The organism is Streptomyces sp. NPDC048434, from assembly GCF_043200375.1.
GTDB lineage: Bacteria > Actinomycetota > Actinomycetes > Streptomycetales > Streptomycetaceae > Streptomyces.
The window spans coordinates 25,658-50,757 of the sequence record NZ_JBICXQ010000008.1 but is presented as its reverse complement, the minus strand read 5'-3'; the positions used below and the strand labels follow the sequence as shown (position 1 = coordinate 50,757).

Sequence of the window (25,100 nt, the reverse complement as noted above, 5' to 3'; positions counted from 1 at the left end):
AGCCGCCGGCTCAGGTCTGCGGGGGCCGGTCCTGGCCCTGTCCGCCGAACTGGTCCTTCATCTTCTCCTGGGCCGTATCGACCTGGCCCTTGTATTTGCCCTGGGTCTTGTCGTCGGCCATGTCGCCGGCCTTGTCGATGCCCTTGTCCGTCTGGCTTTCGTGGCCCTTCAGCATGTTCTTGATCTTGTCCATCATGGACATGAGTCGTCCTCCTCACCACGGACCCCCCACGTCTCCAGCATCGCCCTCCCCCAGGTGATCTGCATCCGCGCGGCGGGGCACCGCCGGGGCTTCCCCGGCCCGCCGTGGCGCACGGTTCAGGAGCCGCTCGGTACCGGTGCCTTCATCCGCTCGCTGATGAACTTGATCGAACCGGCGGCCATGCCCTTCTGGTAGTCCCAGGCGTTGTGCCGGCCGCCGGGTATCAGCTGCAGGGCGGTGTGGATCGGGCCCTTGCCGTAGGTCCGGCAGAACCGCTGTACGGGGGCGGTGACGGCGGCGGACTCCTTGGTGCCGGCCTGGAAGGCGAGGTAGACGTCCGGACCGCCCTTCCGCAGCAGCCGCTGGGCGAGCTTTTCCGGACTGTTGGCTTCCTGCTGTGCCCGATGCCCCGCCCACAACGGCGAATCCGGCACCATGTCCGGGCCGCTGGCTATCGCGGCCTTGAACTTCTCCGGGTGTTTCAGCACGGACTTCAGCCCGGCGAAGCCGCCCGAGGACGACCCCATGAAGGCCCAGCCGTCACGGGACTTGAAGGTACGGAAATTGGCCCTGGCCAGCTGGACGACGTCGTCCGTCAGCCAGGTCCCCATCTTCTGCCGGCCGGGTATGTCGCTGGCGTCGTGATAGCGGGTGTCCGGGTTGAGCATCGGCATCACCACGATGAACGGGAGGCTCTTGCCCTCCGCGGTCCACCGGGTGAGGTTCTCCGGCAGCTCGATATCTCCGCCCACCCAGTAATTCGTGACACCGCCGGGCTCCTTCGGGCTGCCCAGGCCACCCGGCAGGGCTATCAGCACCGGAAATCCGCTCTTGGCGTATTTCGGGTCGTGGTACTCCTTCGGCGCCCAGACCCAGACGCTTCCGGTGACGCCGGACTTCGGGCCCCGCAGCGTCGTCCGCGCTATATGGGTGCCGTCGTCCAGTGTCCGGGTGCTACGGAAGTCGCTCTTGGGGCCGGTCGGCATGAGGGTGTCGTCGTCGACGGGCCGGACCCGCGCGGCGCCGTCATTCTTGGCGCCGGCGTTGAAGTCGACCGGGTTTCCGGTCTCCGAGCAGCCGGTGAGCAGTGCGCAGGCGGCGACGGGCATGGCCGCGAGCGCGACGGCGTAAGGGCGTTTCAAGGGGGACTCCGCGACTGGATGATCAAGTGCAAGTGCCCATAAAGAGGGAAAAGAGGCGTCGAGGGTTCCCCTGCCGTGAGCCGTCTTTCCGGGCCTGGTTCACCCATGTGGAGCAGTGCGGCCCCGGCGGAATCCTCCGGGCGGCCGTCGGCTCGCTCGACGGGCACGGCCGTGCGGTCCGGCCGAGAATGCAGCGGTGAGCGATGAACACCGCAGTGCCGATGACCCCGCGCCGCGCGCCGTGCCGTGCGACGAGGAACGGCGGCTCGCCAGGAAGGCGCTGGCCGGCCGTGCGCGGGACGGGAACGATCTGTCGTTGTTGATGGACATGCTGGGCCTGGACCCGGGCCGCGATCCGGACCACGAAGCGGCGTACGGCCGCCCACCGGACCGTGGCCGGGCAGCCGGGCGCGGCACCGGGCGTGAGCGGCGGCAGGAGCAGCGCCGTGACACCTGCCGTGACGCACGGCGGCCCTCGGGCGGGCCCGGGGCGTAAGCCGCACCCCGGGCCCGCCCGCCGTTCCCCGGCTGCTACCGGCCGCCCGCGCGGGCCAGCCGCACCGTCACGATCTGGAACGGGCGCAGCCTCATCCGGACGGCGTGCCCCTGCCGGTCGAGCACCGGACCGTCGTCGGCGGGGCGCTCCAGCAGATCGGTGGCGATGGCGTCGGCCGGCTCGAAGGCGGTGGTCAGGGTGGCCGTGGCGCGCCCGCCGCGTGCCTCGTGGAGGCGGACGATCACATCGCCGCTCGCATCGTCGGCAAGCTTGACCGCGGTGACCACCACCGCGTCGTTGTCGACCGTGACCAGGGGCGCAACCGCTCCGGCACCGGTGATCCGGCGCTCGGGCAGGTTGATCCGATGGCCCTCGCGCACCGCGTCGCCGATGGCGGCGCCGGGGACGAGCGCATAGCGGAAGCGGTGCAGACCCTGGTCGGTCTCCGGGTCCGGGAACCGCGGAGCCCGCAGCAGGGAGAGCCGGACGGTCGTGGTGGTGCCACGGTCGCCGTCCTCCCGGACGGTACGGGTGACGTCATGGCCGTATGTCGCGTCATTGACCAGGGCCACGCCCCAGCCCGGTTCTTCGAGATGGACGAAGCGGTGCGCACAGGCCTCGAACTTGGCGGCCTCCCAGCTGGTGTTGGTGTGGGTGGGCCGGTACAGATGGCCGAACTGGGTCTCCGCCGCATAGCGTCCGGCATGCAGGTCCAGCGGGAACGCGGCCTTGAGGAACTTCTCGGTCTCGTGCCAGTCGACCTCGGTGTCGATGTCCAGCCGCCGCTGCCCGCGCGCCAGCGTCAGCGACTGCACGACGCGGGAGTCGCCGAACGTACGGGTGACCCGCACCGTCGCGCCGTCCCCGGACACCTCGCCGAGCACGACCTCGTCCGCGTCCGTCAGATCGGTGACGACATTGCGGTAGAAGGCGTCGACGTCCCAGGCGTCCCACATGTTGGGGAAGTCCGGGTGGATCTGCAGCTGATTCGCCGCACCGCCGGGCGCGACGGTCTCGCGTCCGGCCGCCCGGTCGTAGGCGGAGACCACCAGGCCGCGCCCGTCGATCTCGATCCGCAGCAGATCGTTGCTGAGCGTGAATCCTCCGCCGTCGCGCGGCACGGCTACCACCTCGGGCCCCTCGCCCACCGAGGGGGCCACGGCCCCGGCCGCGACCCCACCGCGGGCGTGCGGCGCGGAGTTCACCACCAGCTCCGCGTCTCCGCGGCCGGCCAGCGCGGCCACGGCGGAGGTGATGATGTCCTCCAGCTCGGCGGCGACCGCCGCGTAGGTCGCCGCCGCCTCCCGGTGCACCCACGCGATGGAGGAACCGGGCAGGATGTCATGGAACTGGTGGAGCAGCACCGTCTTCCACACGCGGTCCAACGCCCCGTAGGGATAGGGGTGTTTCGCCAGCACGGCCGCCGTCGCCGACCAGAGTTCGGCCTCCCGCAGCAGCTGTTCGCTGCGCCGGTTGCCGCGCTTGGTCTTCGCCTGGCTGGTGAGGGTCGCACGGTGCAGCTCCAGATACAGCTCGCCCACCCACACCGGCGCCTGGGGATACTCCGCCTCGGCCTTCGCGAAGAAGTCCGCGGGCCGCTCCCACTCCACCGTCGCCGAACCGTCCAGATCACGCAGCCTGCGGGCCTTGGCGATCATCTCGCGGGTGGTGCCACCGCCGCCGTCGCCCCAGCCGGTCGGTGCGAGCGAGTGCCTGGCCACCCCCTTGTCCTTGAAGTTCCGTGCCGCATGGGCGATTTCGCTGCCCGCCAGCTGGCAGTTGTAGGTGTCCACCGGCGGGAAGTGGGTGAAGATCCGGGTGCCGTCGATGCCCTCCCAGCGGAAGGTGTGATGCGGAAACGCATTGATCTGACTCCAGGAGATCTTCTGCGTCAGCAGCCATTTCGACCCCGCCGCCTTGATGATCTGCGGCAGCCCCGCGGCGAAACCGAAGGTGTCCGGCAGCCATGCCTCCTCGTTCTCGACGCCGAACTCCTCCAGGAAGAACCGCTTCCCGTGCACGAACTGCCGCGCCATCGCCTCCGATCCGGGCATATTGGTGTCCGACTCCACCCACATACCGCCCGCCGGCACGAACCGCCCCTCCGCGACCGCCTTCTTGACCTTGGCGTAGACCTCGGGCCGGTGCTCCTTGATCCAGGCGTACTGCTGCGCCTGCGACATGGCGAAAACGAACTCCGGCTCGTCCTCCAGCAGCGCCGTCATGTTCGACGTCGTACGGGCCACCTTCCGTACCGTCTCGCGCAGCGGCCACAGCCACGCCGAATCGATATGCGCATGCCCCACCGCGCTGATGCGGTGCGCGGAAGCCCCGGCCGGCGCCGACAGCACACCACGCAGTTCCGCACGGGCCGCCAGCGCCGTCGCGTTGACGTCCTGCAGATCCACCGCGTCCAGCGCCCGGCCCACCGCCCGCAGCAGCTCCCAGCGCCGCGGGCTGTCCAGCGCAAGCTCCCTCATGAGCTCACCCAGCACCTCGAAATCCTGGATCAGCTCCCAGACCTCGGTGTCGAACACGGCCAGATCCATCCGTGCCAGCCGGTACTGGGGCTCGCTGCCCGCCGTCTCCCGGTCACCCAACGGGGTGGGCCGGAAAGGGTGGACATCGAGGACGACGGGGTTGGACGCGGCCTCCAGATGCCACTCGACGCGTTCACCGCCGCGCACCGGCGCGCCCACCCGCACCCACTGATTACGCGGATTGATCCCCTTGACCGGGGTGCCGTCGGGCAGATGGACCAGCGCCTCACACTGGAAGCCCGGCATCCGCTCGTCGAAGCCCAGATCGAGCACCGCCTCCACGGTGCGGCCCGCCCACGCCCGCGGCACCTCGCCTCGGACCGTGAACCACGTCGTACCCCAGGGCGCGCCCCAGGCGTCACCCACCGACACCGGCGTATGGGTGGCGGCCAGGCCCTCGGCCACCGGCACGGGCTCGCCCGGCGCGACCCAGGCCGCGACCTCCAGGGGAACCGACTCCGGATACAGCGCGGGCCGGATGCGCTCGTCCAGGACCCGCTGGAGGCGGGCTTCGATCAGTGCGCGGTCGTCATGCATGGGGGAGGGCTCCCTAGCGTTGCGGGTGGGGGTGGGGGTGGGGCGGCGGCGAACCGGTGACCGTCGTGACTTACCAGGGCAGCTGGGTCGTTGACGGCTTCGAGACGGTGAACAGTTCGTGCACGGCGCGCACTTCGAGCCGGGCGGCCGGCTCGCCCGGTGCAGGCCGCAGGCCCGGTACGTAGAAGGCCGTACCGCAGGTGCCGCCGAGGAACTCCCGCTTCCCGTCCGGGAATCGGCGGTGCAGCTCGTAGTGGCGCACCGGGCCCGTGGCGCGCCGCCAGCTCAGCCGTACCGCGGTCGCCCCGTCCGTGGTGGCGGTGCCGATGACGGTCAGCCCGCTGGGCGCGGCGGGGGATCCGGCGGTATCGCGCACCGCGAGCGCCCCCAGCCGCCAGGCCACCGCGGCGCCCGCGCGGCCGGTCAGCCGCACCCCCAGGGCGTGCACGGTCCCCGGGCCGGGGGAGCCGAGGCGCAGGGACGTGGTGCGCCAGCCGCTGCCGGGCTCCAGGACCCCGGCCGGCAGATAGGAGTACGGGGCCGGTTCGCCCGGCGCCGGCGCCTCCCGCAGCGCGACCGCCACCTCGACGGTCACCGGCCCCGAGGCCGGGTCAAGACGATGGGTGAGGTCGAGCACCGTGGTGGCGCCGGCCGGCAGCCGGGCAGGGAACAGCTCCAGGGTGGCAGGGGCGTCGAGCACACCCCGCACCAGCAGACTGCTGCCACCGCGCCACGCCTCGGCGAAGTCGAGGGACACCTCGGGGCGTTGCCCCGCCGTCCGCACCGCCCAGCGCCTCGGGGGCAGCCGGTCCTGCAGGCCGAGGTGGTTCCAGGGGGCGGCGGAGGTGGCCACGCCGTCCTCGTACCAGCGCAGACCATGGCCGGTGTTGAAGGTGGTGGCGAAGGGCAGCGTGGTGAGCGTCGAGCGGTCGGCGACGGCGGAGGCCGGCGCCCGCCAGCCGCTGCCGCCGGGGCGGGTCGGATCCAGGCCCGCACCGGACCAGAACCGGTCGTCAGCGGCATGGAACTGGCCGGGCGTACGCCCCTCGGGCAGATGGCCGAGAGTCCACTCGGGACGGTAGAAGCCGTACGAAACGACATGATCACGCCCGCCGGGGATGATGGCGTCCCAGTCCGTGTCGCTGTCCCAGCCCGCCGCTTCGACATCGACCCCGGCCCACAACTCGTAGTGGCTACGGCCCAGTTGCTCCGCCAGCCGCCCCGAGTCCGCCAGCCGCCGGGCGTTCCACCGGAAGTCCACGAACAGCGAGTCGGCGACCGGTCCGGCAGCGTCCTGGAAGAACGGCTGGTTGAGCGCGTCGAGCGCACCCTGCCAGCCGACCTGCCCGGTCGTGTTCATGGCGTCGTACCACGTGATCCGCAGACCGTGCCCGGCGCCCGCGGCGCGCAGCGCCCGCAGGAAGGCCTGCATATCGGCGGCCAGTGCGGCGTCGCCGCCACCGGTCTCCGCGTTGAGGAACCAGCCGTCGAAGCCGTACACCGTCGCGACCTGCACCAGCTTCGCGGCGAGCGGGAAGCGCCCCGCCGAGTCCTTCTGCACCAGGTCGCGGGTCCAGCGCAGCTGCCCGCCGTAGGCGACCGGCGGGAGGAAGACCGTGCCCAGCACGGGGACGCCATGACGGTGAGCGGCATCGACGACCGGCGCGTTCGGCGCCAGGATCAGGCCCTCGCCGGACGAGCCGCCCCAGAAGACGAGTTCATCGAGGTACGCCCAGTGGGTCGGCGCGTAGTAGTCGGCGGTCGCCGAGCCCTGCGACGGGTTGCCCGCGGTGTGGTCGAAGGCCGCAAGGGCGCTGATCCGGGCCTGGCAGGCGCGGGCCGTGGTGTTCGCCGGGACCGGGGTGAACCGCTCGGCGAGCGGCACCGTCGCCGTGTTGAACGCCAGATCCCGGTCGCCTCCGGGAGTCCAGGCGGCCAGGCTCCGCCAGGTGATGCCGTCCCCGGGCGTGCCAGACGGCAGCGAGTCGGGGAACCAGTACGACGCATACGGCTGCAGGGAATCCGCGGCGCCGGCCCGGGGCCGGCCGGCCGCCGCCGCGGGGCCACCCCCGAGGGACGGACCGAGCAGGGCGGCCGCGGCGCCCGCCCCGGCCAGCAGCACACGGCGGCGCGGGACGGGGGACGGCTGCCGGTTCATGAGGTGCTCCTCCGGTGGGGGACGGCCGGCGACGGCCGGCGGCCGACCGCGTCGGGTGTGCAGACCTCGGTGATGCCACGGGACGTCAAATGTGCGCTGTCGGCGGCGAGTTCGGCCAGTACGAGGGCCGGGCGGGCGCCCTGGGCGGTGAGCTCGGCCCAGGACTCGAAGACCGGGCCGCCGGGCGCGCACACCGAGCGGTCCGGCGCGGCCTCGCCCCCGCCGACGTCGACGACCAGCGCGGTGGTCCGTACCGGCGGACGGTGCGTACGGCCGCGCCTCTCCGCGACCAGCGCCGCCATCGCCTTCCCCGCGGGCTTGACCGTACGGTCGCTGTCGAGCAGCCCCAGCCCGTACTCCAGCTCGGGGAAGTCCGCCAGCGAGCGCGACACATCGTGCGAACACCACCAGGTGACGCCCCAGACGTCCGGGCAGTCCAGCGCGTTGACGACGGTGGCCTCGGTGAACCGTGCCGCCCGCCCCTCGGGGATGTGCGGTGCGGGGGCACCGACCTCCTGAAGCCACACCGGGCGGTGCGGGTCCCTCGCCCAGGCCTTGGACAGCTCGATGAGGTAGGCGGCGTGCTGCTCGGTGGCGGTGCCGGTGGGGCCGTGCCGCTGGGCGGTGCCGTTGAACACCCAGGAGTGCACGGCCGTGACGGCGCCCAGCCGGGCGGCCTGGGCGGGGGTGAAGGGATGACCGTCCCGGTACCAGGCGGCGTCGTACGCGGCATGCAGATGCATCCGCCCCGGCGCGCCCGCCTCGCACGCCGCCAGCATCCGCTCCAGCCAGGCCGTGGCCTGCGCGTCGGTGATCCGGTCGGGGTCCGGGTGCGGACCGTCCGAGAACTGGTTGATCTCGTTGCCGAGTGTCATCCCGAGGAAGTTGGGCCGGTCGGCGAGCGCGGCCGCCAGCGTCCGCAGATACTCCTCCTGGCCCGACAGCACCTCGGGGTCGGTGAAGAGGTTGCGGCGGTGCCAGGTCCGCGTCCAGGCAGGCAGGAAGTCGAAGCTCGACAGATGGCCCTGCAGCCCGTCGACATTGACATCGAGGCCGCGTTCGGCAGCGGCGTCCGCCAGCTGCACCAGCTGCTCCACGGCGCGCGGCCGGATCAGGGTGCGGTTGGGCTGGAACACCGGCCAGAGCGGGAAGACCCGGATGTGGTCCAGGCCGAGGGCGGCGAGGGAGTCGAGGTCGGCGCGTACGGAGTCCAGGTCGAAGTCCAGCCAGTGGTGGAACCAGCCGTGCGTGGGCGTGTAGTTGGCGCCGAAGCGCGGCCGGGGCCCTTGGCCGGGTGGGGTGTCGGCGCACAAGTGCGCCGGGCGGCGGGTGGTGTGCGGCACGGGCAGGGAGCTTCCTGTGAGTGGGGAGCGGGGCGGGGCGGGGGCGTGGCCGGGTGAGCGGTCAGCCCTTGACGGCGCCCTCGCCGACACCGCGGAAGAAGGAGCGCTGCAGACAGGCGAACAGCACGATCAGCGGGAGCACGGCGATGACGGTGCCCGCCGCGACCAGCCGCTGATTGTCGGCGAAGGTGCCGTGCAGAAAGTTCAGGCCGATGGTCAGGGTGAACTTCGACTGGTCGCTCAGCACGATCAGCGGCCACAGGAAGTCGTCCCAGGCCCCCATGAAGGCGAAGATCGCCACCACCGCGAGGGTGCCCCGGACCGACGGCAGCGCGATCCGCACGAACCGCTGCCAGGCGTTGGCGCCGTCGACGTACGCGGCCTCCTCGACCTCGTACGGCAGACCCGCGAAGGCGTTGCGCATCAGCAGCACATTCATCGCCCCGATGCAGCCGGGCAGCACCACCCCGAGCAGGGTGTTGTTGAGCTGCAGCTCCCGCATCGTCACAAACTGAGCGATCATGATGCTCTCGACCGGCACCAGCATCGCCATGACGAAGACGACCAGCGCGGTCCGACGGCCCTTGAAGCGCATCCGGGCCAGCGCATAGCCCGCGAGCGCCGCGCCCACGCAGTTGGTGAGCACATTGGCGAGGGCGACCTTGAGGGAGTTCAGGGCGAAGTCCCAGACGGGGATGATCCTTGCGACGCCGCTGTAGTTGCCGAGCGTGACCCGGTGCGGGAGCAGGCTCGGCGGAGAGCGGTAGATGTCCTCGCCGGCGCCCTTGAGCGAGGTGGACAGCTGCCACAGGAACGGCCCGATGGTCAGTCCCAGCACGGCGAGCAGCAGGAGATAGCGGAGCAGCAGCTGCCACCGCGGCATCCGCCGCCGCCCGGCACGCTCCCGCCCGGCCCGGCGGTCCGGCTCCTGCCGGGCGAGGATGCTCATCGGTCCTCCTTGCGGTTGGCGCGCAGCACCAGCAGCATCAGGCCCAGCGTGAGCACGAAGACCACGACGGACAGCGCGGAGGCATAGCCGACCCGCCCGCTGAGGCCGGTGCCGATCTGCTGGACGAGCATCACCAAGGTGGTGTCCTCACCGCCTGGGCCGCCGGTCGGACCGGCCATCAGATAGACCTCGGAGAACACCTTGAAGGCGCCGACCGAGGAGAGCGCGGCCACCAGCACCATCGTGGAGCGCACCGCGGGGACCGTGACGGTCAGGAAGCGGCGCACCGCCCCCGCACCGTCGACGGCGCATGCCTCGTGCAGCTCCCTGGGGACATTGGCCAGCGCCGCCAGATAAATGATCATGTAGTAGCCGAGGCCCTTCCAGACCGTGACCGCCATCGCGCTGAGCAGCAGCAGCCATGGATCGCTGAGAAAGCCGACCCTGCCGAAGCCCAGGCCCTCCAGCAGCGCATTGATCAGCCCGCGGTCGTCCAGCAGCCACACCCAGATCAGCCCGACGACCACGACGGAGGCGACCACCGGCGTGTAGAACGCGGCCCGGAAGAAGGTGATCCCGGGAATCTGCCGCTGCACCAGCATCGCCAGCAGCAGCGGCAGTATCACCAGCAGCGGTACGACGCCGAGGACGTACAGCAGGCTGTTGCGCAGCCCCGTCCAGAACATGGCGTCATGGATCAGTTCCCGGTAATTGGCGCCGCCGACGAACTGCCCCGTGGTGAGGGTGCGCGCATCGGTGAAGGAATGGGCCACCGTGCTCAGGAACGGATACAGGCTGAATGCGGCGACGATCAGCAGCCCGGGGGCCAGAAACAGCCAGGGGCTGGACGGCAGATGCGTACGGATGCCGCTGCGTCGCCGCGGTGCCGGGGACGGCGGGGGAGCGGTGGCCGGCGAGAGGGCGGTGGCGCCCCGCCTGTGCGGTGTCGTATCGGTCTTCACGAAGCGCCTCGGTCTCAGCCGGTCTTGAGCAGGCGATTGCACGCGGCGACCGCGCCGTCCAGCGCCGCCTGGGGCGATTGCTTGCTCTGCACCGCCTTGGCGACCGCATTGCGCAGCACGGTCTTCATCTGGTCGCTGAGCAGCACCGGGGTGTAATTCACCGCGGTCTTCAGCGACTTGGCCGAGGCCACCCGCACCCGGGTCGCATCGGTGCCGTCCTCCTTGGTGAAGTACGGGTCGTCCAGCGAGCCCTTGGTGCTGGGGAAGATGGTGACCTCCTTGGCGAAGGCCATCTGGCTCTTCTTGTCGGTGACGAAGTGCGCGAACGCGACCGCCGCCGGCTTGACCTTGCTCTGCGCATTCACCATCAGGCCCTGGACGTACATATTGGCCTTGCCGGTGTTGTTGACCGCGTCCGTGATGCCGATGTGCCGGTAGAGGCTCGGCGCCTCCTTCTTGAAGTTCTCCAGATCGTGCGCGCTGCCCGGATTCATGGCCACGGACTGCTGCTGGAACTTCCGCCCGGCGGACTCGGCCTGCGCGGTGAGCGCCTGCGAGTCCAGTGCCCCGGCCGCATAGAGGTCCTTGTAGTGCCGGAGCAGTTCGACGCCCTTGGGCTCGTTGAAGGTGAACTCCGTACCCTGCGCGTTCATCAGCCGCACGCCATAGCGCCCGAAGTCCTCGACCGACGGGGTGCCGGCGAGCATCGCTATCTTGCGGCCGCTCTTCTTCGCCATCGTCACCGCGTCCTTGAACAGCTGGTCGTAGGACGTCGGCGGCTTCGCCGGATCGAGCCCGGCCTTGGTGAAGAGCTCCTTGTTGTAGAACGTCGGCCCGGTGTTCAGATACCAGGGGAAGGCGTAGACGCCCGGCATCCCCGGCATCCGGTTGCTCCGCCACGCCCCGTCGAGATACTCCCCACGGTATTTCCCCGCCGCCTTTTCCAGGTCGAGCGCGAGCCCGGCCTTGGCCAGCGGATACGCGAGATCTGGTGACACATTGACGACATCGGGCAGGGTGCCGCCCGCGGCGTCCGCGCTCAACTTTTCCGGATATCCCTCCGCCGGCTGGTCCACCCATTTCACCTTGGCGTCAGGGTATTTCTTCTCGAAGTCCGCAATAACGCCTTCGAAGTAATTCTTGAAGTTGGCCTTGAGATTCCAGGTCTGGAAGGTGACCTGCCCCTCGACCTTCCCGGAGGCGCTGTCCGAACCGCCGGATCCCTCCGAGGACCCGCATGCGGTCAAGGCGAGCGCCGAGGTGACCAGGACCGCGGTGGCGGCGGCTGCTCGACGGGATATACGCATGACTGGCGGCTCCTTAGCCTGGATTTGCTCGGATTTGCTCGGACCAGACACAGACGGGGTGGCCGCGACGGGCCGGGTGTCCCCTTGATTTTCGGCAGCCGTAATGAATGCGGCGGACGTTTTCCGGCCGTTGGGCCCCCTATTGCATGAGGCCTCGGCGACGATGCGGCAGACGCTACTAATGCGTTTTAGTAGGTGTCAATACCCCGGTGCCAAGCTTCCCTGGAAGAGACCGGGAAGGTGTTCCCGATCCCGGTCCCGTGCAAGGTTTGACAGTCCACTGTGCGCTGATCAGACTGAGGTGCACTAATGCGGTTAAGTTCGAGGGGGAGCCCGCCATGACAGCGCCCGGTGAGGCGGCCCGGCCCAAGCCGGCGCGCCGGCCGACGATCAAGGACATCGCTCGTCGGGCCGGGGTGTCGGAGAGCGCCGTCTCCTTCGCGCTCAACGACCGGCCCGGCGTCTCGCAGGACACCCGTGCCCGGGTACGCCGTGTCGCGGAGGAACTCGGCTGGCAGGCCAACAGCGCCGCCCGCGCGCTGTCCGGCGAACGCGCGGGCGCCATGGGGCTGGTGCTCGCCCGGCCCGCGCAGACCCTGGGCGTGGAGTCCTTCTTCCTCCAGCTCGTCTCCGGCATCCAGGAAGTGCTCTCCGCGCGGAAGATCGCGCTCCTCTTCCAGGTCGTCGAGGATCTCGACGCCGAGTGCGCGCTCTACCGACGCTGGTGGGCCGAACGCCGGGTGGACGGCGTCCTCGTCGTCGACCCGCGCACCGAGGACCCACGGCCCGAACTGCTCGCCTCACTCGGCCTGCCCGCCGTCGTCGTCGGCGGACCGGCCACCCGCGAGCGGCAGGTCGACGAACCGGGCCGCGCCTCCGGGCCGGCCGCGCCCGGAGCGGCCGCCGCCCCGCCCCGCCCGTTGCTCTCCACCGTCTGGGCCGACGACTCCAAGGCCATGGCCCGGGTCCTCGACCACCTCTACGGCCTCGGACACCGCCGTATCGTCCATATCGCGGGGATGCCGGGCCTCGCCCACACCGCACGCCGGATCCGCTCGCTGCGCACCGAAGCCGACCTGCGGGGTCTCGACCACCGGCACGTCCACTCGGTGACCACCGACTACTCCGACGCCGAGGGAGCCGAGGCCACCCGCCGCCTCCTCGACGGCGCCGAACCGCCCACGGCGCTCATCTACGACAACGATGTGATGGCCGTGGCCGGTGCCTCGGTCGCCGCCGAGCGCGGCATCCCCGTACCGGGCGCGCTGTCGATCGTGGCCTGGGACGACTCGGCCCTGTGCCGGGTCACCCACCCCCGGCTCACCGCACTCGTCCGTGACACCCCCGGCTTCGGCCGGCTCGCCGCCCAGGAACTCCTCGCGGTCCTCGACGGCGGGCCGCTGCGGACCGTACAGGGTGAACTGCCGCATCTGGAGGCACGGGAGAGCACCGGGCCGCCCGGCGCACCGTAGGCGGCAAAGGCTCCGACCGCCCCGGGAGGGGCGCCGCGCCGTTCATCCGGCCGGACGTGCCCGTCCTGCGCCGTGATGCTCCGCGCCGACGCCGGTGCCACACTTGGCGGGCAGGCTCATCGTGCTGCCACCAGCCGGAGGAGGCTGTGCACATGGCCGACAACGGCGAGGACCCGGCGCCGCCCGCACACCGCCCGCGCGCCCTGGTCACCGGTGCCACCGGCTACATCGGCGGCCGGCTGGTGCCCGAGCTGCTCGCCGCCGGATACGCCGTACGGGCGCTGGCCAGGACACCCGAGAAGCTGCGCGACCACCCCTGGGCCACCCGGACCGAGATCCTGCGCGGCGATGTCACCGACGCCGCATCGGTCCGCACCGCCATGGACGGCGTCGAGGTCGCCTACTACCTGGTGCACGCCCTGGGCAGCGGCCGGACCTTCGAGGACACCGACCGCACGGCCGCGGAGATCTTCGCCCGTCAGGCACGCGCGGCCGGCGTGCGCCGCATCGTCTACCTCGGCGGACTCAGTCCCCAGGGCATCCCCGAGCGGGACCTGTCGCCCCACCTCCGCTCCCGCGCCGAGGTCGCCGACATCCTGCTGGCATCCGGCGTCCCCACCGCCGTACTGCGCGCCGCCGTCATCATCGGCTCCGGCTCGGCCTCGTTCGAGATGCTGCGCTATCTCACCGAGCGGCTGCCCGTCATGGTCACCCCCAGCTGGGTGCGTACCCGCATCCAGCCGGTCGCCGTCCGCGATGTGCTGCGCTACCTCGTGGGCTGCGCCCGCCTCCCCGACGACATCAGCCGGGCCTTCGACATCGGCGGACCCGACATCCTCAGCTACCGCGACATGATGCAGCGCTACGCACGGGTCGCCGGGTTGCCCGAACGGCTGATCCTCCCCGTCCCGATGCTCACCCCACGCCTGTCCAGCCTCTGGATCGGACTGGTCACCCCCGTGCCCCCCGGCCTGGCCCGCCCGCTGGCCGAATCACTGCGCTACGAGGTCGTCTGCCACGAGCACGACATCACCCGCCACGTCCCCGACCCGGACCCGCCGGGCCACCCCATCGCCTTCGACGACGCGCTGGAACTGGCGCTGCGCCGGGTACGGGACGCCGAGGTCACCACCCGCTGGTCCAACGCCGCAGTGCCCGGCGCACCGAGCGATCCGCTGCCCACCGACCCCGACTGGTCCGGCGGCAGCCTCTACACCGACCGGCGGGAGCGGACCGTGGACGCCCCGCCCGAGGTGCTGTGGCGGGTGGTCGAAGGCATCGGTGGCGGCAACGGCTGGTACTCCCTCCCGCTCGCCTGGTCGGTGCGCGGCTGGCTGGACCGGCTGGTCGGCGGGGTGGGGCTGCGCCGCGGCCGGCGGGACGCGGGCCGGCTCCGGGTCGGTGACTCGCTCGACTTCTGGCGCGTCGAGGAGGTCGTGCCGGGCCGGCTGCTGCGGCTGCGCGCCGAGATGCGGCTCCCCGGTCTGGCCTGGCTGGAGCTGACGGTCGGCCAGGACGCCCAGGGCCGCACGCTCTACGGCCAGCGGGCCCTGTTCCACCCGCACGGACTGACCGGTCACGCGTACTGGTGGTCCATCTCGCCGTTCCACGCCGCGGTGTTCGGCGGCATGGCCCGCAATATCGCGGCCACCGCCGCGGCCGAGCACGCCCGTCCGGCATGAACCGCCCGGAGGGAGCGAGGCGCGCTCCGCGGCCGTTCCGGGCGGACTTCGGCACGCCTGGGATGCTGGGCCGATGACGGAACGGACCGGGCGTGCGCGCGAGCGGGCAGTCGTGGTGGGGGCCGGGCCGAACGGTCTGGCCGCGGCGGTCACCCTGGCCCGCAGCGGGCTGCAGGTGACGGTGTTCGAGGCGGCCGACGAGATCGGCGGTGGTGTCCGCAGCGGCGAACTGTCCGTCCCCGGTGTGCTGTTCGACCACTGCTCCTCGACGCATGTGATGGGCGCCGGCTCCCCGTATTTGCGTACGCTCGATCTCGCGCCGTACGGGCTGGAGTGGCTCTGGCCCGAGATCGACCTGGCGCACCCGGTGGACTCCGGAGACGCCGGAGCGCTGTACCGCTCCGTCGGGCGGACCGCCGAGGGGCTGGGCGCCGACGGACCTGCCTGGCGGCGGCTGTTCGGGCCGCTGGCCGCCGACGCGGAGGCGCTGACCGACGAGGTCATGCGGCCGCTCCTCAAGGTGCCCCGCCACCCGTTGCGGCTCGCCCGGTTCGGGCTGCACGCCCTGCAGCCGGCCACTCTGGTCGCCCACCGTTTCCGTACGGACGCGGGCCGCGGTCTCTTCGGCGGGGCGGCGGCCCATCTCTTCGGCCCGCTGGACCAGCTGCTCGGCGCCTCCGTGGGACTCATGATCATCGCGGCCGGGCACCGCTACGGCTGGCCGGTGGCCAAGGGCGGCTCCGCCGCGATCGCCGCGGCGCTGGCCGCACTGCTCACCGAGGCCGGCGGCCGGATCGAGACCGGCGTACCCATCCGCTCGCTCGATCAACTCCCGCCCGCCGCAACGGTGTTGCTCGATCTGACACCGGCGGCCGCGGCAGCGGTGATCGGCGACCGGCTGCCGCCCCGGGTGCGCCGCGCCTACGCCCGCTACCGGCCCGCCCCCGGCGCCTTCAAGCTCGATCTGACGGTCGAGGGCGGGGTGCCCTGGCGCGCCGAGGTCTGCCGGCGGGCCGGGACGGTGCATCTCGGCGGCAGCTTCGAGCAGATCGCCCACGCGGAGCGGGAGGTCCACCAGGGGCGGATGCCCGAGCGGCCGTTCCTCCTGGTCTCACAGCAGTACCTCGCCGACCCCGGCCGCTCCGCAGGAGAGCGCCACCCCGTTTCCGCGTACGCGCATGTGCCGTACGGCTACACCGGCGACGCCACCGCCGCGATGCTGGCGCAGTTCGAGCGCTTTGCGCCGGGGACACGGGAGCGCATCGTCGCCGCCACCGCCACCTCGACCGCCGGTCTGGAGCGGGGCAACGCCAATCTCGTCGGAGGCGACATCATCGGCGGCGCCAACACCCCGCGGCAGCTGACGATGCGCCCCCGTATCGCCCTCGACCCGTACGGCACCGGCGTCCCCGGTGTCTTCCTCTGCTCGGCGGCCACCCCACCGGGGGCCGGCGCCCACGGGATGAGCGGCCACAACGCGGCACGATCCGCGCTGCGGGCGATGAGCAGGCCTGACCGCGCACGGTGACCGGCCGGGCGCTGTGCGCGGTGGCCGTCATTGACGGCGACCCGTCGCGCGGCACGCGGACGGCGGGCTCCCGGGCGCGCGCTGCCCGGAAACCCGCCGTCACGGCCGACTCAGTGGTGCTTCACGACGCCGGCTGCCATCCGGCCGCAGTTGGAGCCGGAAACGCTGACGCTGACCGACTCGATCGAGCCGCCCCAGTCCACACAGATGCCCTTCGCGGGCAGATAGACGGGACCGGCGTAGGAGGTGTACTGCCCGCTGTCGTAAACCCAATCGGAACTGCCGTCGGTCGCCGTGAGATACGTGTACATGTACACCGGCTTACCGGGGCTGTTCCGCACCGTCACGACGCAGTTCTTTCCGGTCTTTGCGCTGTAGGTCAGGTACACGGTCCCCTTTCCGGTGACCGGCACGGAATTCACTACGCTGTAGCCGCTTCCACAGGCTCCGTTGTACGCGGCGGCCTTCGTGGTCGCGGATGCGGTGGTGGCCGCTGTCATCGTGGCGATACTCGCCACTGCCAGCACTGCGGATCCTGCGATGGCACGTGAACGCTTCATCGGAATACCCCCGTTGGGTGGAGTGCGTCGCGTGGTCATTTCGCAGTGTTGGACAGCGGTCGGCCGTGGAAGGTTGTACCGCGGAAGTGAATTGCCCGTTGTTCGACCGGTGTTGTCGAAAACGGTGCCCGAACGGTGCCGCGGCGGACGAGGCGGAACAACGGCCGGTCCCCGGCGCCGGGGGAGGCGCCGGGGACCGGCCGGGGGAGCGTGGGGTCGCGGCGGGATCAGTGGCCGTTCGCGAGGACCTTGAGGCGGGTGTACGTGCCGTTGAAGCGGTTACGGTCGCCGACCGGATGGCCCGAGGAGGTGTGCTGCCAGATGCTGTGGTACTGCCAGCCGGCCGGCAGCGAGCCTACGGAGGAGCTGTAGCGCGGGATCCACAGCGGATTCGTCCTGCCGAACTTGCCGGAGTTGCCGGTGCACCGCTTCCACCAGTTGGTGGAGGTGTAGATGACCGGGTAGCGGCCGACCTCCTCCCGGTAGGTCCGCACGAAATCGTGGATCCAGCTGACCATCGCCTTGTGGCTCTTGCCGTAGCAGGTCGCGCCGTAGGGGTTGTACTCCATGTCGAGCGCGCCGGGCAGGGTCTTGCCGTCCCTGGACCAGTCGCCGCCGTGGTCGGCGAAGTACTCCGCCTGGGAACTGCCGCTGGAGTGGTCGGGCAGCGCGAAGTGGTACGCGCCATGGATCATGCCGGATGAGTACGAGCCCCTGTACTGCTGCGCGAAGTACGGGTTCGTATAGCTGGTCCCCTCGCTGGCCTTGACGTACGCGAAACGCACCCCGGACTTGTGCAGCGCCTTCCAGCGGACCTTGCCGTTGTGGCTGGAGACATCGACGCCGGACACGGCCCTTCTGGACGATGCCCGTGGCTCGGAACCCCCTGCCCGGTCGCCGCTGCCTTCGTGGGCCGCGATGGTGGAACCCATCCAGTCCTGTTCGGGGTGGGCGGGTCTCTTCTCGGCATCCGACGCCGTGGCTGAGCCGGGCAGCGCGAGGGGCAGAGCGAGCACGGAGAAGAGAGAAACGAGAGTTCCGGCCGCAATAGGGACTGTACGGCGGGCCGGACCGGATCTGCGCAAGGGCATCGCATGCCTCCGAAGGCCTTCGGTTGAGTCAGGTTCGGCAGCTTTTGAGCAGAATCCTGCCGATAAGAGACTTATACGCAGAACCGCCTGACTCTATGGCCCAACAGGCCGTCGGTCCGCCGACCGGCCCCGCATCTCACCCGTCTGGCGGTCGGAAACGGTCGCCCACGCCCCCGGTCCGGGCCCAGGTGTCGCACGACAGAGCGAAGCGGGCCCCGGCTACTGCCGGGACCCGCTCCACCGCGCAGCGGCGAACGCGCCATTCCGCCGCTTCGCAAGCTGCCTTATGCAGAGCCTGTCGGCTCGCTTGTGTTGTCCGTCATTCCCGTTGCCTCATCCGGCCGGGCCGGCTGTGAGGGCCGGCGACGGCCCTTCGGCTCTGTCGGCTCAGTAGGCCGAGTTGACGTTGTCGATCGAGCCGTACTTGTCGGCCGCGTAGTTGGCAGCGGCCGTGATGTTGGCGATCGGGTCGGTGAGCTTCTTCGGCGTGCCGGACACGTGGTACGAGTCGAAGGTGGGCTGGATCACCTGGAGCAGGCCCTTGGACGGCACGCCGTTGACGGCGTTGACGTCCCAGTCGTTGACGGCGTTGGGGTTACCGGCGGACTCACGCATGATGTTGCGGTGCAGGCCCTCGTAGGAGCCCGGAATGCCCTTGGCCTTCATGATGTCCAGGGACTCGCGGATCCAGCCGTCCAGGTTGTTCGGGTAGTCCTTGACGGCCGCGCGCTCGGTGGAGCGGTTGGCGGCCTGCTGGGCGCTGCGCTGCTTCGCGACGTCGGCGACCTTGACGTGGTCGACGGCCGAGGCGGTCACGGCACGGCCGGTCTTGGCGTCGTCCGCCTTGGCCGGCTGGCCCTTCGCATCGACGGGCTTGACCGCGGCCGGGGCGTGCGCAGACGCCGCCTGAGCGGTGTCCGGAGCCGAGGTGAGGGCCAGGCCCGAGGTGGCACCCGCGGCGGCCAGAACGGCCACGGCGATCTTGTGGGTGCGGGTGATGCGGGTGATGCGGGTAATGCGGGCAGCGCGGGGCAGGGTAAAGCTAGGCATGCAGATTGACCTCTTCCAGGTACTGGGGACGGGGAGGCGGCCTTTTTTGGCGGCGCGTTCCACACCGGAGGTCTTTGCCGCGATCGCCGTGGGGCGTGATTCGCAAGCTCGCTCTCAGTGCGTCGGAATCCATGGTTAACGCCCGTCCCGGATCGAGGCAATGGTGCTCGGTACTACTCATCTTCGTGAGATAAACCCGGATCCCTGAAGTGATAAGCGTTCCTGGCGGCGTTGGACCGGAATGGCCGCATGGAAATCAACTAGGCAGGCTCGTAAGTGACGTACGTCGCGTGCCCCGAGTCACCTGAGAGCGGCCACAAAGGCCGCTTGCGTGGTCCGCATAAGTTGCCTGGCTCACACCGGAATTACCGGTCTCCGGCACCGTTTCGCCCGCTGACGGCAGCCGATTTATCCGGGCAACTGCCTGACGGGGAAGGCCGAGAATCCCCAAATGTGGTGCGGGGCACTGTGTCCGGGGCCAAATAGGGCGGCAATTGTGCCCTGTTTCACGAGCGGGCCGGAGTCCGGTTCTGCTGAAGTGCGGCGCGGGGGAAGGGGGTGTGCCGGATGGGCCGTTGGTGAGTCCCCGATACGGCGATACGGCGGTGCTGCTGGTCCGTTCGCAGCAGCGCCCGGGGCTGTCGCATGACTACGGGCCCTCCGCTCCCCGAAGGTGACACCGCACACAGCCATCACTCATCGTAGGGACGTACTCATGCTCCGTCGTCTTACCGCCGTTCTCACCGGTCTTCTCGTCTCGGGCTTCCTCGCGACGGGCGTCGCCGCCGCGGCGCCGGCCGATGGCCACCACCAGCGTGCTGAGCACAGCCGGCATGAACTCACGCCCAGGGAGCGGGCGGGACTCCGCTTCGCCGGCCAGATCCTCGACACCCTCTTCGGCGGCGGCACGGCGCGACGCGACCGCTTCTGACGCGCGACACCGGGCAGCGACGCCCGGCTCCGGGCAGCGACGCCCGGCACCACGACTGATGCCCGGCACCGGCAGCGGCGCCGAACGGCAACGGCAATGGCCCCACCCGCGAGATGCGGGCAGGGCCACTGCCGTTGCCATGCCTGGGGCCGCACTGCGGCACCCGTATCAGTCTGCTCCGACCGTCCTCACGGTCGCGTCTCTCCGGCTCAGTAGGCCGAGTTGACGTTGTCGATCGAGCCGTACCGGTGGGCCGCGTAGTTGGCGGCGGCGGTGATGTTGGCGATCGGGTCGGTGAGCTTCTTGGGCGTGCCGGACACGTGGTAGGTGTCGAAGGTGGGCTGGATCACCTGGAGCAGGCCCTTGGAGGGCACGCCGTTGATGGCGTTGATGTCCCAGTCGTTGACGGCGTTCGGGTTGCCGCTGGACTCGCGCATGATGTTGCGGTGCAGGCCGTTGTAGGAGCCCGGGATGCCCTTGGCCTTCATGATGTCGAGCGACTCGCGGATCCAGCCGTCGAGGTTGTTCGCGTACTGCTTGGGGGCAGCCTTCGGCGCCGCCTTGGGGGCGAGCTTCGGCGTGGCTATGGCCTTGCGCTCGACGGACCGGTTGGCGGCCTGCTTGGCGACGTGGCCCTGCTTCTCGACCGCGGTGACCTTGAGGCGGGCGGCGACGGACGAGGCGACCTGCTGGTCCTTCTTGCCGTCGTCGGCGCGGTCCTTCGCGGTGAGCGGAAGGCCGTTGGCGCTGACGGGCTTGACCGCGGCCGGTGCGTGGGCGGCGGTGGTCTCGGCGTTGCTCGGCGCCGCGGTGAACGCCAGCGCGGCGGCGCAGCTCGCGGCGGTCACCACAGCTGCGGAGACCTTCTGGGTGCGGGTGATGCGGGCAGGGCGGGGCAGGGTGAAGTTAGGCATGTGGATGTGACCTCTTCCAGGGCGTGGCAGCGGGGGAGGCGGCCTTCGGTTGGCGCGTGAGACCGAGGGGCATGGCCGCGTTCGCCGGTCTGGCCGAGGTCGCAGGCTCGTTCTCGGTGCTACGCCGAACATGGTTAGCGCGGGCCCTGGATGGTGGCAAAGGTGCCTTGTACTACCTATCTTCGTGAGATAGAGCGAGATGTCCGTTGTAAATGCCGTGTTTCTCCTTAAACACGCGGCAGGGCATCGACTAGGCCTGCTCGTACGTGACGTACGTCGCGTGCCGGGCATCACCCGGCACCGGCGTCAACGGCCCTGCCGAGGCACCGCGAAGTTGTCTGGCTCACACCAGGAAGAGGCAATTCTCCAAGGGCGCCGGCGGGTCATCGGGCCATTACGGCGAGGGGTGTTACCGCGCCCGGAGAAGGGCGGCGATAACGCTCGCGCCCCCTATGGAATCCATAGGGGGCGCGAGTATGCGGCTGAGCCGGCCGCGGTATTCAGTTCTCCAGCAGGCGCGCTGCGAGATGCTCGATGCGGTCGTGCCACGCATCCAGTGCGGCGTCCGCGTCAAATCCCCGCGGGCCGGTCTGGGTGAGGGTGAGCCGGGCTCCGTGGCCGGTGCCCTGGCCCAGCTCCCATCGGACCGTGCCCTCCGGGTGCCAGCGGTAGGCGAGCGCCGCGGGGGCCCGTACCTCGGTGACGGGCCCGGCCGGCGCCTCCCGGGCGGTGCAGCCCGCCGGCGCCTGCGCACCTTCCGCGGGCTCTTCTCCCGAGGTCAGCGCCGCCCAGACGGTCTCGGCGGGCCGTACGAGCTGGCGCTCGAAACGGATCCGCGGGCCGTCCGGGGTGTCCTCGACCACACCCTGACCGAGATCGAACTGCTCGATGTACGCCTCGTGCAGCTCCCCCGTGTCGCGGGGGACGGCCGTCGATGCGCCGTCGAGCAGCTGCGAGAGCGCGGTGAGGCACAGATGCCAGCCGGAGGCGAAGCTCGCGCCGCCGAACCGGTCGCCGAAGGTGTGCACCAAGGTCAGCAGCGAGCCGTCGCCGTCCGGTGTGATCTCCCAGCGCAGATGGTCCTCGCCCCAGGTGAAGGCGAAGAGCCGGGGCTCATCGGCGTCGGTGACCGTACCGCTCATGGCGATACCGCTCACGCCGGGCATGTGGAAGGTCATCGCCCCGCCGGGCCGGAGGTCCACGGTGACCTCGGAGGGGAACCACTGCCCGATGTGCGCCGGGTCGGTGATCGCTGACCAGACCTTCGCGGGCGGATGGGCGAGCCTGCGCTCCATGCGCAGCGCGTTGCGGCCGCCGCTGGTGGTGAGGCTGTCGGAGTGCGGGTTCATTGGGGGTCGTCCTCCATGACGTCGAGATGCCGTTCCAGGGCGTCGAGGCTCCCGGTCCACAGATGCCGGTAGTGCGCGAGCCAGGCGTCCAGCTCTGCCAGGGGCTCGGGCCGGAGCTCGTACCAGCGGCGCTGGGCGTCCTGCCTGACCTGGACCAGGCCGGCCTCGCGCAGCACCCGCAGATGCTTGGAGGTGCCGGGCTGGCTCAGCCCGAGCTGCTCCGTGAGCTCGCCGACCAGCCGTGGGCGCTCCAGGAGCAGGTCGAGAATCTTGCGCCGACTCGGCTCCGCGAGTACGTCGAACGGTAGGGGCATGACCCCAGTATGCGGTAGAGGTTATATAACTGCAAGGGAATGTGATCGTCCGTGGCCGGTCACACGCACGCCGGATCGGCCGCCGCCGCCTCCTCGCGCACCACCGGCGCGAGGCAGGGCGCCGAGCTCAGCGGCCCATCGGTGAAGAACCGCGCAGCCAAGTCCGCGACTTCCTGCGGGCGTTCGAGCACCACCCAGTGATCGGCGTCCGGAATCGTCAGAAAGCGGCTGCCCGGGATGGTGGCCGCGAAGGCCCGTTGCCGGGCCGGGGAGGTCACCGTGTCGTGCTCGCCGCTGAAGACGAGCGTGGGGATGCCGGTCAGGCCGCCGGAGAAGTCCGGACGGTCCGAGATCCCGCGCCGCAGCGAGTCGACGGCGTGCCGGGAGTTGCGGGCCGCATGCAGCATCGAGCGCCGGACATAGCGGTACGCCAGCCTCCGGTGTGCGACGTGCCGACGGTCGTCGAGGCACATCAGGCCCTGGGCGACCAGGGTGGCGAAGGCCTCGGTGTCACCGCGCGAGAGATGGTCGGACGCCCGTCGCCACAGCTCCCTCTGCGCCTCGCTGATGTGTGCCGGAACCCCGCCCAGGGCGAGCCGTGCGATACGCCCGGGGAACCGGCGGGCGCATCCGTAGGCCAGGCCCGCCCCGTAGGAGAAGCCGAAGAGATTGATCCGCGGGACCTTGAGATCGTCGATGATGCCCTCGATCGCCGCGCACACGACATCGATGCTCGGCCCCGGGGGAAGCGGGTCGGCGCTCCCCATTCCCGGCAGGTCGGCGGTCACCACGTCCGCCAGGGGCCCCACGTGATCTTCCATCTGCGGCCAGCCGAACATCCCTTGCAGCGCGCCGCCCAGCACCAGCACGGGCTCGGTGATCCGCTCCGGCTGCTGCAACCGCCGGTAGGAATAGGACACCCCGTGCACCGACAAGGAGCGGATCGTTTCCTCGGACATGTGAGATTCCTTCTCGGGGCACCGGCGGGAACGGGCGCGCGCCGACGCGGCGCGCGGGGCGGTCTAGCGGGTCAGCACCAGTGCGGCGTTGTGCCCGCCGAAGCCGAGCGACGTCTTGACCGCGCAGTCGAACGCCGCCTGCCGGGCCTCCTTGTGCACGATGTCGAGCGGGATCCGCGGATCCAGTACCTCGAGGTTGGCGGTCGGGGGCACCAGCTGATGCTCCAGGGCGAGCACGGTGAGCGCGGTCTCGATCCCGCCGGCGGCGCCCAGTGCGTGCCCGGTCATCGCCTTGGTCGAGGTGACCATGGGGTGATCGCCGAGGACCCGCCGCAGCACGGCGGCCTCGATGTGGTCGTTGGCGACCGTCGAGGTGCCGTGCGCGTTGACATGGCCGACCTCGTCGGCCTGCACCCCCGCGTCCGCCAGTGCGGTACGCAGCGCCAGCTCGATGCCCTTGCCCTCGGGCTCCGGGGCCACCGCCGAGTAGGCATCGCTGGACGCGCCGTAGCCACGGATGTGGGCGCGGACGGGGGCGCGGCGGGCCCTGGCGTGCTCGGGCCGCTCCAGTACGAGGAGCCCGGCGCCCTCGCCGACCACGAAGCCGTCCCGGCCCGCGTCGAAGGGGCGGCAGGCAGTGGCCGGATCGTCCCGGCGGGTGGAGACCGCCTTCATCTGGCAGGCGCTGGCGATCAGCAGCCGGGAGAGGACCGACTCCGCCCCGCCGGCGATGGCGATATCGCAGGCCCCGGCGCGCAGCAGCTGGTGCGCGGTGCCCAGGGCGACGGTCCCGGAGGAGCAGGCCGTGGCCACGCCCAGGCTGGGGCCGTGGGCGCCGAGATCCATGCAGACACTGCTGGCGGCGCTGTTGACGACGGTCAGCGGGGCGAGTTTGGGGGAGACCCGGCGAGCGCCGCGCCCGGCCATGGCGACATGCTGCTGGTCGTAGAACGGCAGCCCGCCGTGCGCGGAGCCGATGACCACCGCGACGCGGCTGCTGTCCCACGCTTCCGGGTCCAGTCCGGCATCGGCGACGGCCTCCCGGGCGGCGATCACCGCGAGCTGCGAGAAGCGGTCCATCAGCCGCTGGGTGGCCACACCGAGCAGCTCGGTGGTGTCCAGATCGGCGATGGTGTACATGAAGTCGCAGGGCAGATCGGCGAGTTCCTCTTGGTGGCTCACTCCGCCGGGCACGGTTTCCTGGGTGACGGAATGCCAGGTGGCCTTCGCCCCCACGCCCGCCGCGGTCACCAGTCCCAGTCCTGTCACGGCCGCGGAGAACGGCTCCTGGCGGGCCGTCATGCCGGCACTTTGCCGTCGACGGCCGCCACCAGCTGGCCCACGCTGTTCCGCGGGGTCAGCGATACCTCATCGAGGTCGATGTCCAGCCGTTCCTCGATGAGGACGCGGAGTTCTTCCAGCGCCAGGGAGTCGAGGCGCAGGCCGCGCAGCGGAGCCTCATCGGTGATGTCGGCCGGGGCGACCCCGAACCGTTGGACCAGCAACGTGTTGACAACTTCTGCCGCATTCACGTGGCGCTCCTCCGCTTGTCGTAGGCGATGCTGCCAACCGCGTCGTGGGCGGGATTTCACCGGCGGCTCCGGCTGGTTTGAC

The 25,100-nt window shown here is 70.8% G+C and carries 22 protein-coding genes; 5 read left to right on the top strand and 17 right to left on the bottom strand.

Features of this window, described 5'->3' with window-relative positions; all coding sequences use genetic code 11:
• Positions 1-10: 10 nt before the first annotated feature.
• Together ACGFWI_RS11675 and ACGFWI_RS11670 are read right to left on the bottom strand one after the other, a co-directional pair.
• Positions 11-202: an antitoxin gene (locus tag ACGFWI_RS11675; RefSeq protein WP_393905774.1), complete on the bottom strand. Its 192-nt coding sequence runs from the start codon at positions 200-202 to the stop codon at positions 11-13.
• 116 nt (positions 203-318) lie between these two features.
• Positions 319-1,344, bottom strand: coding sequence for an alpha/beta hydrolase (locus ACGFWI_RS11670; RefSeq protein WP_393905773.1), 1,026 nt, complete (start codon positions 1,342-1,344; stop codon positions 319-321).
• 196 nt (positions 1,345-1,540) lie between these two features.
• Between ACGFWI_RS11670 and ACGFWI_RS11665 the strand changes: the two genes are divergently transcribed.
• Positions 1,541-1,840, top strand: a complete 300-nt coding sequence (locus tag ACGFWI_RS11665) for a hypothetical protein (RefSeq protein WP_393905772.1) — start codon at positions 1,541-1,543, stop codon at positions 1,838-1,840.
• Between the two features lie 35 nt (positions 1,841-1,875).
• On the opposite strand, the gene ACGFWI_RS11660 is transcribed toward ACGFWI_RS11665, so the two are convergent.
• The 6 genes from ACGFWI_RS11660 to ACGFWI_RS11635 form a co-directional block, all read right to left on the bottom strand.
• On the bottom strand, positions 1,876-4,917 hold the full coding sequence (locus ACGFWI_RS11660) for an alpha-mannosidase (RefSeq protein ID WP_393905771.1): 3,042 nt from the start codon (positions 4,915-4,917) through the stop codon (positions 1,876-1,878).
• 70 nt (positions 4,918-4,987) lie between these two features.
• Complete coding sequence (locus ACGFWI_RS11655; RefSeq protein WP_393905770.1) at positions 4,988-7,075, bottom strand: endo-beta-N-acetylglucosaminidase; 2,088 nt, start codon at positions 7,073-7,075, stop codon at positions 4,988-4,990.
• Positions 7,072-8,388: a glycosyl hydrolase gene (locus tag ACGFWI_RS11650; protein WP_393905960.1), complete on the bottom strand. Its 1,317-nt coding sequence runs from the start codon at positions 8,386-8,388 to the stop codon at positions 7,072-7,074. The genes ACGFWI_RS11655 and ACGFWI_RS11650 overlap by 4 nt, the downstream gene beginning before the upstream one ends.
• Positions 8,389-8,479: 91 nt before the next feature.
• Positions 8,480-9,367 (bottom strand): carbohydrate ABC transporter permease, encoded by an 888-nt coding sequence (locus ACGFWI_RS11645; protein ID WP_393905769.1) that lies wholly within the window; start codon positions 9,365-9,367, stop codon positions 8,480-8,482.
• Positions 9,364-10,329, bottom strand: a complete 966-nt coding sequence (locus ACGFWI_RS11640) for a carbohydrate ABC transporter permease (protein ID WP_393905768.1) — start codon at positions 10,327-10,329, stop codon at positions 9,364-9,366. The genes ACGFWI_RS11645 and ACGFWI_RS11640 overlap by 4 nt, the downstream gene beginning before the upstream one ends.
• 14 nt (positions 10,330-10,343) lie before the next feature.
• Positions 10,344-11,636 carry an ABC transporter substrate-binding protein gene (locus tag ACGFWI_RS11635; RefSeq protein WP_393905767.1) on the bottom strand — a complete coding sequence of 431 codons (1,293 nt, stop codon included), beginning with the start codon at positions 11,634-11,636 and terminating at the stop codon, positions 10,344-10,346.
• Positions 11,637-11,974: 338 nt separating this feature from the next.
• Between ACGFWI_RS11635 and ACGFWI_RS11630 the strand changes: the two genes are divergently transcribed.
• From ACGFWI_RS11630 to ACGFWI_RS11620, 3 genes are all read left to right on the top strand, one after another.
• Positions 11,975-13,108 carry a LacI family DNA-binding transcriptional regulator gene (locus ACGFWI_RS11630; protein WP_393905766.1) on the top strand — a complete coding sequence of 378 codons (1,134 nt, stop codon included), beginning with the start codon at positions 11,975-11,977 and terminating at the stop codon, positions 13,106-13,108.
• A 152-nt stretch (positions 13,109-13,260) separates the two neighbouring features.
• Positions 13,261-14,790 (top strand): SDR family oxidoreductase, encoded by a 1,530-nt coding sequence (locus tag ACGFWI_RS11625; RefSeq protein ID WP_393905765.1) that lies wholly within the window; start codon positions 13,261-13,263, stop codon positions 14,788-14,790.
• A gap of 73 nt (positions 14,791-14,863) precedes the next feature.
• Positions 14,864-16,318 (top strand): phytoene desaturase family protein, encoded by a 1,455-nt coding sequence (locus ACGFWI_RS11620; RefSeq protein ID WP_393905764.1) that lies wholly within the window; start codon positions 14,864-14,866, stop codon positions 16,316-16,318.
• 110 nt (positions 16,319-16,428) lie between these two features.
• Here ACGFWI_RS11620 and ACGFWI_RS11615 read toward each other — a convergent pair whose 3' ends face one another.
• From ACGFWI_RS11615 to ACGFWI_RS11605, 3 genes are all read right to left on the bottom strand, one after another.
• Positions 16,429-16,878, bottom strand: coding sequence for a spore-associated protein A (locus ACGFWI_RS11615; RefSeq protein WP_393905763.1), 450 nt, complete (start codon positions 16,876-16,878; stop codon positions 16,429-16,431).
• 227 nt (positions 16,879-17,105) lie between these two features.
• Positions 17,106-17,969 (bottom strand): lysozyme, encoded by an 864-nt coding sequence (locus ACGFWI_RS11610; RefSeq protein ID WP_393905762.1) that lies wholly within the window; start codon positions 17,967-17,969, stop codon positions 17,106-17,108.
• A gap of 387 nt (positions 17,970-18,356) precedes the next feature.
• On the bottom strand, positions 18,357-19,019 hold the full coding sequence (locus ACGFWI_RS11605; RefSeq protein ID WP_393905761.1) for a transglycosylase SLT domain-containing protein: 663 nt from the start codon (positions 19,017-19,019) through the stop codon (positions 18,357-18,359).
• 715 nt (positions 19,020-19,734) lie between these two features.
• Between ACGFWI_RS11605 and ACGFWI_RS11600 the strand changes: the two genes are divergently transcribed.
• Positions 19,735-19,950, top strand: coding sequence for a hypothetical protein (locus tag ACGFWI_RS11600; protein WP_393905760.1), 216 nt, complete (start codon positions 19,735-19,737; stop codon positions 19,948-19,950).
• Positions 19,951-20,159: 209 nt separating this feature from the next.
• Here ACGFWI_RS11600 and ACGFWI_RS11595 read toward each other — a convergent pair whose 3' ends face one another.
• The 6 genes from ACGFWI_RS11595 to ACGFWI_RS11570 form a co-directional block, all read right to left on the bottom strand.
• Positions 20,160-20,864, bottom strand: a complete 705-nt coding sequence (locus ACGFWI_RS11595; RefSeq protein ID WP_393905759.1) for a transglycosylase SLT domain-containing protein — start codon at positions 20,862-20,864, stop codon at positions 20,160-20,162.
• A gap of 500 nt (positions 20,865-21,364) precedes the next feature.
• Entirely contained in the window at positions 21,365-22,213 is an 849-nt protein-coding gene (locus ACGFWI_RS11590) for an SRPBCC family protein (RefSeq protein WP_393905758.1), read from the bottom strand.
• The gene (locus ACGFWI_RS11585) at positions 22,210-22,527 is read right to left on the bottom strand and encodes an ArsR/SmtB family transcription factor (RefSeq protein WP_393905757.1); all 318 of its coding nucleotides are present in this window, start codon (positions 22,525-22,527) and stop codon (positions 22,210-22,212) included. The genes ACGFWI_RS11590 and ACGFWI_RS11585 overlap by 4 nt, the downstream gene beginning before the upstream one ends.
• 59 nt (positions 22,528-22,586) lie before the next feature.
• Positions 22,587-23,486: an alpha/beta fold hydrolase gene (locus ACGFWI_RS11580; RefSeq protein ID WP_393905756.1), complete on the bottom strand. Its 900-nt coding sequence runs from the start codon at positions 23,484-23,486 to the stop codon at positions 22,587-22,589.
• A 63-nt stretch (positions 23,487-23,549) separates the two neighbouring features.
• Positions 23,550-24,788 carry a beta-ketoacyl-[acyl-carrier-protein] synthase family protein gene (locus ACGFWI_RS11575; RefSeq protein ID WP_393905755.1) on the bottom strand — a complete coding sequence of 413 codons (1,239 nt, stop codon included), beginning with the start codon at positions 24,786-24,788 and terminating at the stop codon, positions 23,550-23,552.
• On the bottom strand, positions 24,785-25,018 hold the full coding sequence (locus ACGFWI_RS11570; RefSeq protein WP_393905754.1) for an acyl carrier protein: 234 nt from the start codon (positions 25,016-25,018) through the stop codon (positions 24,785-24,787). Before ACGFWI_RS11570 ends, ACGFWI_RS11575 begins: the two co-directional genes overlap by 4 nt.
• Positions 25,019-25,100 lie beyond the last annotated feature (82 nt).